We start from the raw sequence: 6,323 nt of genomic DNA on the forward strand, positions 1-6,323 counted from the left end.
CGACGACGACCAATGCCGATTATAACGCTGCCAATCAGCTCATTCGTTTTGGAAACGAATCGATCACATATGATGCCAACGGCAACCGTCTCGAAGATGGAAAATATCAATACGAATGGAACGAAGCGGACCAATTGGTTTCTATTACGAGAAAAGGAGAAAGCACTCCTTTTGTGACGTACAAATATGATGAAGACGGCCGGCGCATCCAAAAGAATGTAAATGGCGTCATTACGAACTACCATTACCAAGGGGATAGCCTAAACGTTCTGTATGAAACCGATGCGGATGGAAATGTGGTAAGATCATATATATACGGAGAAAACGGGCAACTCCTTACCATGAAAAAAGGCAATGCGACGTATTTTTTACCACTATAACGCGCATGGGGATGTCATCGCCCTGACGGATGAACAAGGAAACATTGTTGCCCGCTATCAATACGATGCGTGGGGGAACATTCTTTCCCAATCCGGTGCCTTGGCGGACGAAAACCCATACCGATATGCGGGGTACCAATATGACAACGAAACGGGTCTATACTACCTGATTGCCCGATACTATCATCCAACGCATGGCGTGTTCCTTTCTTTGGATCCAGACCCAGGGGATGAAGATGATGTTTTAACTCAAAATGGCTATAATTACGTAAGTAATAATCCTGTAATGCTAACGGATAGTGATGGGCGTAATCCTTACCTTATAGTTGCTGCTTATGTTATTGTTAGAGTAGGTACTAAGTATGTTGTTAAAAAGGTTATTAAAAAGAAAATACCTAAAAAAATAAAGGTAAATAAAGGAATTTACAATCGTAAAAAACATTACGGAAATGGTACTAGAAAGAGTGTAAGAGATGCAGTTTTAAAGAGAGATAATTATACTTGTCAGTATTGTGGTAGAAAAGGGGGTAAACTAGAGATCGATCATAATCCATCATTAAAGCAGCATTATTATAAGAAAGGGTATGCCATGTCTAGAAAGGCACGTATAAAATATGCCAATAATCCAAAATATCTAAAAACTGCTTGTCAAAGATGTAATCGTAGTAAACAGGAAAGATATTATCCTGATGAATGGAGGCCATGATAATGAACGACTATGAAATACTTTTTCAAAAATATGTAAAAGAATTAAAAGAGGCAATTGAAGAAGAAAAGGAATTTTTAGATCCGAATCTTGACAAAGAGAGATATGAATACGAATTAAGTATTAGCGGAAGAGTAATTGCCGTATTTAGGAAATATTGGTTTGAGTGTGACAAGTTAAACGATAATGAGGAAAATGAATACTATGTAAATCCAAAAGATTTTTGTGTTGATTGGTTGTCAGGTGAACATGAGGAGCTATTTAGAATTATTGAAAAAATGCCATATTATCCAATAGGAATAGACGAACATGGAAATTATGTTTAAAAAAACAGCTGTAATATGGGCTATCTCATGATTTATGAGATAGTCTTTTTATTTTTATGTGAAAAAAAATGAATAGAAAACAAAGAAAAAATTTAGGTATATAGGTTGTAATAAAGAATTTCCGATCTCCATGTCCCGTCTTTATCACCTGACAAGCTGGCACGGTGACAAGAAGAGCGAACAATGCCATGTAAAACAAAATTGCAACTTATATAGTTTCTCATCACAAAAAAGTACTTCCATGTATTTTTACCACTATAACGCCCATGGCGATGTCATCGCCCTAACGGATGCGCAAGGAAACATCGTGGCCCGTTACCAATACGATGCGTGGGGGAACATTCTTTCCCAATCTGGCGACTTAGAGGACGAAAACCCATATCGATACGCAGGATACCAATATGACAACGAAACGGGTCTCTATTACCTGATTGCCCGGTACTACTATCCGGAGCATGGCGTATTCCTATCTCTAGACCCAGACCCAGGGGATGCGGACGATATCCTCACGCAGAATGGGTATGCGTATGCGAACAACAACCCAGTGATGTTAACCGACCCAGATGGAGAGAATCCTTATATAATTATCTTGGTCTCCGTTGGTGGAAGGATTGTTGCTAAAAAAGTAGCTAAATCCTTAATAAAAAAAGCAGTAAAACGAACCGTTAAGAAAGCTGCTAAACGATATACAAAGTCAAATTTAAAATTAGGACGACAAATGCATAAATCATATAAAGCTAATAAGGTACTTAAAGGGGTAAGAGAAAAGGAATTTCGTTTACCAAGTGGAAAAAGAATTGATTTTATTGATTTCGAGAAGAAAATTATATATGAACTTAAACCAAATAACCCACGAGCAATAAAAAAAGGCCTAAAACAATTAAAAGCTTATAAAAAAGAAGTTGAAAAAATTTATGGTAAAGGCTGGAGAACAGTATTAGAAGTTTATTGAGGAGGTAGAGGCGATGGAAAGGAAAGAGTTTAAAAAGATTGTCAATGACTGTTTATTAGCAAACGGTTTCTCGAAAAAAGGCAAATATTATTATAAGGAAAGTCCTGAGGTAATATGTTGCCTTGGATTGCAGAAATCAAATTACTCTAATTGTTATTATGTAAATGTAGGTATAGTGATTAAGGAAATAAATAAAGGGCTAGAGCTTCCACGAGATGTTGACGGTGATATTAGATGTAGGTTCTATTTCAAAGTTGAAGGTAAGGAAGTTGACTGTCTTGACCTTGACAGAATAAATGAAAGTAGTGTTATTGTTTCATCATTAGAAGCGAACATTTCAGAAATAATAAATCCATCATTAGAACTCGAAGGTCTTAAAGAACTATTAAAGAAGAAACCCGTTCTCTTATACCAAACAACAATTAATGCGAAACAATATTTAGGTATAGATGAATAAGATTTAGCCATAGGGGAGATCTCCTCTATGGCTATTTTGGTTTGGGAGCGTAGTGCCGAATTGTTTAATGCAAAATAAAACTTTAGCAAAATGCAAGATAAAAATTAAGCACTAAATTGGAAACAAAACAGGTCAGTTTTCTCACAAAATATAATTTCAGAGACACGGCTTTACATGGAGTGGCGTGCATGGTAGGCTGGTTGCCTCTGCGAACTCCTTTTGTGCTGCGGCCTTCGCAAAAGAATCTATGCACGCAGAGGCTCCATGTCAAGCCTTATAGGGTAAGATAATTTATATTGATATATGGATTATATTTACTTTTATGGAACATAGGGTGCTAAACTTTTTCATTGCATTTCGCTTAAATTTTTAGTTGCAGAAAACAATCGTAGTAAACAGGAAAGATATTATCCTGGTGAATGGAGGCCATGATAATGAACGACTATGAAATACTTTTTCAAAAATATGTAAAAGAATTAAAAGAGGCAATTGAAGAAGAAAAGGAATTTTTAGATCCGAATCTTGACAAAGAAAGATATGAATACGAATTAAGTATTAGCGGAAGAGTAATTGCCGTATTTAGGAAATATTGGTTTGAGTGTGACAAGTTAAACGATAATGAGGAAAATGAATATTATGTAAACCCAAAAGATTTTTGTGTTGATTGGTTGTCAGGTGAACATGAGGAACTATTTAGAATTATTGAAAAAATGCCATATTATCCAATAGGAATAGACGAACATGGAAATTATGTTTAAAAAAACAGCTGTAATATGGGCTATCTCATGATTTAAGAAAGGAACAGGTACTTATGTAATTAAATTCCGTAGTGGCTATAGGTATATTGGTAAAGGCAGTTATAAACGCGCAAAATATTCTGCAAGATCTAAAGCAAAGAAGTACGGAGATAAAGTAATATACAGAGCTTGGAGACCTGCTAGATCAGATGATGAAGCGTTTATCAGAGAGTATAAGCTGATGATGAAATACAAGTTTAAACAAGGGGGAGAGTTATATAATAAAATTCATAGTCCTAGAAGAAAGAAGTATTATAATTATTATGGAGAATATTGAAAAATAAGTAAAAAGTGTGTTTAAAAATAGTTTGACAAAAGCGTCTTTCCATTCAATTCTTGATGGAAGACGCTCATTGTCTTAACTTATACCTATGTTTTAGGAGGAGTTATGTATAAGATGATTGAAATAGACGGAATTAAAATCAAAGAAGAACCGACAGGGAATATAATTACAGTAAAATCTGAAAAATTAGATTTATGTATTGACATCATTAATCGTTATGATATCAAGAGAATAAATATAAGGGATGGCAGTTATCACTACCAAGATATTGATTTTCTAGAAAAATGCCCGAATGTTGAAGAGGTTTATATTCGCCATTATAATCTTCAAGACTACTCGGGGCTCTATTCAATCAAAAATTTAAAAATTTTAGCGTTAGATGAAACCGAGAGTAAGATTGATTTGAATTTTGAAAAACTTTCCACCCTGCAAACCTTATACGTTGATTGGCAGCCGAAAATGGAAGGGCTACGTTTTTTAAAAAACTTGAAGGAATTACAGCTGTTTAGGTTTAGTTCTAAAAATAAAGATCTTGGGGATTTAGCGGGTTTATCTCAATTAGAAACGCTTATTCTTACACATGGAAACATCGAAACTTTGAAAGGAATTGAAGAACTGAAGAGTTTAAAAAATCTTCAGCTAAATTATATCCGCGGATTAGCTGATATAGATAGTATTAAATTTCTTCGCGAGTTAGAGTACTTGGAAATACAGTCTTGTAAAAAAATTAAAAGCTTCGAGTGTATAAAAGAGTTAAGAAAATTAAAAAAGTTGATACTGGATAAAGTTGGCGATATTCCTTCACTCAGTTTTGTTAAAAATTTAAAACATTTAAAACATTTAGCTTTTGTCGAATGTAACGTAGTGGATGGTGATTTAAGTTACTGTCAAGGGATTGAATACGTATATTTTACACAAAAGAAACATTACTCGCATAAATTAAAAGATTTTAATTCAATCATTGGCGAATAACAAGGGAGGAGAATTTTTGATGAGATTTCCTAAAGACGAAGACGGGCAAACGTTGGAACTATTATATAAAAATGGCGTTGATTTTAATAAAAAGCATCAATTAGATTTTTTTATTGTTTTAGAAAATGAAAAAGATGCTTTTGAGCTAGGTCGTGAGCTTGAAGAGCGAAATTTTATGTTTACCATTGAAGAGGATCCAGAAACTAAAGAATGGGTATGCTGTGTAACGAAAGAGATGTATTTAGATTATGATGAAATTGTAAGTTTTCAAAAGGAGCTCAATAAGTTAAGCAAGCCTTTTAATGGTTATTGTGATGGATGGGGGACATTAGTTGAATGAGTAGCCTTTTTCGAAGGGGATGAAAAAGCGCTATATACGTGCAAGGAAAATGATGTGGACCATTGCAGTGAGCTTCGATTGCTGGGAAGAAATTGATTGAATAAAAGCCCTTCTCATTCGAGAGGGGCTTTAATCTTCCCATACTTCGTTCATAAGCTCTTCAATTTCTTTTCGAAGTTTTTCCGTTTCTTTTTTATCAACTACAACTTCAATAATGACAACATCTCCTACCTCAGCTTCTTTTGGAAAGATGGACTTCGGAAAGTCTTGAGTTTTTCCGTTAATCTCAACTACTGCAATATCATCCTCGAAACGATCAATAATTCCTTTTACCTTTTTCATTATCGCTTCTCCGTTTTCACTGAAAGTTTAGAACCGTTGCTCGTGAAAACAATCGTTCCTTTTTGGTCTGTTCTATAGACAGTAACGAATGATGTGACAACGAATGAATATGATGCCAACGGAAATAAAATCAAAACGGTTTTACCGAAAGGAAACACGATTCAATGGACGTATGACGGAACGGAAAGGGTCAAAACGATTTCTTACAACAACGTTCCGTATTACGAATTTAGTTACGACAAAAACGGAAACGAACTTTCTGTACAATATTTAAAAGACGGTACGACCAAGACAAGAAAATTTGATTCCGCGAATCGTGTCATTGAACAATCCGAACACGGAGGATTACAAAAGTGGACCTATCCGACGACATCGGATAAATTACAGCAGTTCATGTTCTCTCATGGGTCCTTTAGTCAAACGATCAATTACCAATACAATGCATTGGATCAAAATACGGTCGTCCAAGATGGAACGTATACGTACCGCTTTGACTATGACGAGAGAGGAAACGTTCGCACCTTCACGACAGGAAATGGGGCCGGTTCGACCTTTACGTATGATGACCGCGGCTTAGTGGAAAGCGTTTCGATCGGTACGGCGGACGGAAAAGAAATTTTATCCGAAACGTATCATTATGATGAAAATGGAAATCGTACAAAGATCGAATACCCAACTGGGGAAACAGTGGTCTATCGTTATGATGAGTTAGACCAATTAGTGGAAGAACAACTTCCAGATGGTACGAACATCGAGTATTCCTATGAC

Annotated in this window: 6 protein-coding genes and 4 pseudogenes; 9 read left to right on the forward strand and 1 reads right to left on the reverse strand. The window is 35.5% G+C overall.

Annotated features, from left to right (window positions below):
- The 8 genes and pseudogenes from LH47_RS16990 to LH47_RS14110 form a co-directional block, all read left to right on the forward strand.
- A pseudogene (locus LH47_RS16990) lies at positions 1–714 on the forward strand (RHS repeat-associated core domain-containing protein); the annotation flags it as partial.
- A 183-nt stretch (positions 715–897) separates the two neighbouring features.
- Positions 898–1,086 (forward strand): annotated as a pseudogene (locus LH47_RS17265) (GH-E family nuclease); the annotation flags it as partial.
- Between the two features lie 2 nt (positions 1,087–1,088).
- Positions 1,089–1,412, forward strand: a complete 324-nt coding sequence (locus LH47_RS14085) for a hypothetical protein (RefSeq protein WP_006324135.1) — start codon at positions 1,089–1,091, stop codon at positions 1,410–1,412.
- Positions 1,413–1,650: 238 nt separating this feature from the next.
- Positions 1,651–2,364, forward strand: a pseudogene (locus LH47_RS15685) (RHS repeat-associated core domain-containing protein); the annotation flags it as partial.
- Positions 2,365–2,377: 13 nt separating this feature from the next.
- Entirely contained in the window at positions 2,378–2,821 is a 444-nt protein-coding gene (locus tag LH47_RS14095) for a DUF4304 domain-containing protein (protein WP_011230501.1), read from the forward strand.
- A 434-nt stretch (positions 2,822–3,255) separates the two neighbouring features.
- Positions 3,256–3,579 carry a hypothetical protein gene (locus tag LH47_RS14100; RefSeq protein WP_006324135.1) on the forward strand — a complete coding sequence of 108 codons (324 nt, stop codon included), beginning with the start codon at positions 3,256–3,258 and terminating at the stop codon, positions 3,577–3,579.
- 427 nt (positions 3,580–4,006) lie between these two features.
- On the forward strand, positions 4,007–4,873 hold the full coding sequence (locus tag LH47_RS14105) for a leucine-rich repeat domain-containing protein (RefSeq protein WP_043968566.1): 867 nt from the start codon (positions 4,007–4,009) through the stop codon (positions 4,871–4,873).
- 19 nt (positions 4,874–4,892) lie between these two features.
- Positions 4,893–5,213, forward strand: a complete 321-nt coding sequence (locus tag LH47_RS14110) for a ribonuclease E inhibitor RraB (protein WP_006322705.1) — start codon at positions 4,893–4,895, stop codon at positions 5,211–5,213.
- A gap of 129 nt (positions 5,214–5,342) precedes the next feature.
- On the opposite strand, the gene LH47_RS14115 is transcribed toward LH47_RS14110, so the two are convergent.
- Positions 5,343–5,555, reverse strand: coding sequence for a DUF3006 domain-containing protein (locus tag LH47_RS14115; RefSeq protein ID WP_043968568.1), 213 nt, complete (start codon positions 5,553–5,555; stop codon positions 5,343–5,345).
- Between the two features lie 87 nt (positions 5,556–5,642).
- On the opposite strand from LH47_RS14115, the pseudogene LH47_RS14120 reads away from it, so the two are divergent.
- A pseudogene (locus tag LH47_RS14120) lies at positions 5,643–6,323 on the forward strand (RHS repeat protein); the annotation flags it as partial.

Origin of the sequence: Anoxybacillus thermarum (assembly GCF_000836725.1) — a bacterium.
Taxonomy (GTDB): Bacteria; Bacillota; Bacilli; order Bacillales; family Anoxybacillaceae; genus Anoxybacillus; species Anoxybacillus thermarum.